Source organism: Leucobacter soli, from assembly GCF_042659205.1.
Lineage (GTDB): Bacteria > Actinomycetota > Actinomycetes > Actinomycetales > Microbacteriaceae > Leucobacter > Leucobacter soli.
The window spans coordinates 1-1,874 of the sequence record NZ_JBHSRW010000329.1; the positions used below are offsets into that span (position 1 = coordinate 1).

At 73.0% G+C, this 1,874-nt stretch carries 2 protein-coding genes; one reads left to right on the top strand and one right to left on the bottom strand.

All coding sequences use genetic code 11. The features are described 5' to 3' along the window. Positions 1-9: 9 nt before the first annotated feature. A complete protein-coding gene (locus ACFPZL_RS12780) occupies positions 10-1,353 on the bottom strand; it encodes an MFS transporter (RefSeq protein ID WP_218115180.1) in 1,344 nt (447 codons plus the stop codon). Positions 1,354-1,564: 211 nt separating this feature from the next. Between ACFPZL_RS12780 and ACFPZL_RS12785 the strand changes: the two genes are divergently transcribed. Next, positions 1,565-1,874, top strand: a 310-nt coding sequence (locus ACFPZL_RS12785; protein WP_382335735.1) for a DUF3097 family protein, incomplete at its 3' end; no start/stop codon positions are given.

The window sequence follows — 1,874 nt, forward strand, 5'->3', positions numbered from 1 at the left end:
GTCACGGCATCACGGCGTCGGACGCAGCGCGTCGTAGCGCTGGAAGCCGCGGGCGACCCGCAGCGCCACCAGCATCAGCACCACGATCACGAGGCCGCCGAGCAGCGCCGGCGCCCACAGCGCGATCAGCGTGGCGAGTGCGCCTGCGATCAGGTCGCCGACGCGCGGCCCCCCGGCCACGACGACGTAGAAGATGCCCTGCATCCGGCCGCGCACGTCGTCGGGGGCGGCGGCCTGCAGGATCGTCGTGCGGAACACCGCACTGATGTTGTCGGCCGCACCGGCACCCGCGAGCGCGATGCCGGCCAGCACGAGCGCCGGCACGATCGTCCGATCGGCCGACCCCGTGGCACCGATCAATCGGCTCACCAGGAGCACGAGACCGAAGAGCGCGATGCAGGCGCCGTACACCGCGATCGCGAGCGTGACCGCCCTCCCCTGCCGTCGCACCTGGCCGAGCGGACCCGAGACGAGACTGCTGAGCAGCGCTCCGATCGCGAACGCCGCGGTCAGCAGGCCTACCGTGACCGCCCCGCCGCCGATCAGCAGCGCACCGACCGCCGGGAACACGACGCGCGGCTGGCCGAGCGTCATCGCGATCAGGTCGAAGATGAAGGTCGCCCGGACGTTGGGAGCGCGGCGCAGGAATCGGAGGCTCTCCAGAACCGAGGCGAGCCCGGGCGCGGATCGACCGCCCTCCGGTCGCATCGACGGCAGGCCGAGTATCCCGACGAAGGCGCCGATGAAGAGCACGGCGTCGAGCAGGTAGGTCCAGGCGAAACCGACGGCGGCGACCAGCACGCCCGCGATCGCGGGGCCGAGCGTGATCGCGACCCCCATCGTGATGCCGGCGAGGGCCGCCGCCGCGGGCAGCAGTTGCACCGGCAGGAGACGAGGCTGGATCGCGCCGCGCGCCGTGCCCAGGATCGTGGCCGACGCCGCGTTCACGGCGGCGAGCGCGTAGTACGGCCAGGTGGCTTCGACCCCGAGGAACGCGATCGTCGTCATCGTGGCGATGCTCACCCAGGCGACGCACGCGGTGACGAGGGCGACGGTGCGCCGGTCGTAGCGGTCGGCGAGCGCGCCGCCGACGAAGCCCGAGAGGATCATGGGGCCGAGCGCCCAGAGCGCGACGAACGAGACCGCCAGCGTCGACTGCGTGAGCTCGTAGATGTGCAGGCCGACCGCGACGATCGTCACCTGCGCGCCGATCTGCGAGACGGAGGTCCCGAACCACAGGCGCGCGAACGCCGGGCTGTGCTTCAGCGGGGTCGTGTCGACGAGCAGGTCGCGGATCCTGCGTCGGGGCGATCCGCCCGATCCGGGCTCGTCGTCGTCTCCGCTCTCCTGCACTCTCGAACACTACACCCCGTCGTGCTCCCGGCGGATCGAGGCGCCTGCCGCCCGTCAGCGCTGCCCGCCTGTGCCACCCGCCTGCGCCACCCGTCAGCGCTGCCCGTTTGCGCTGCCCGGTCGCGCCGCCGCAGCTCCGCGCGACCCGCCTCGCTCCTTCGTCGTATCCGCTTCCCCGGGTGCAGGCTCGCGGGACGGTAGCGTAGGAGGCGTGTGGGATGACCGATACGCGAACGACCCGATCGCCGCGATGAAGCCACGGCGCGGACCCGCGCAGCGCGAACGCGTGACCCTGACCCGGGGGCTCGTCCTCGAGCACAGCACGACGGAGTTCTGCGGGGCGGTCGTCGGCGTGCGCGAGGGCGTGGTGCAGCTCGAGGACTTCGGCGGCGCGCTGCGATCCTTCCCGTTGAGCGACGGGTTCCTGGTCGACGGCCGGCCGGTCGAGCTGGCGATGCCGACGCGCGCGCCGCAGAAGCGGGTGACCGCCTCGGGTTCCGTCGCGGTGGCGCCGCAGCGCG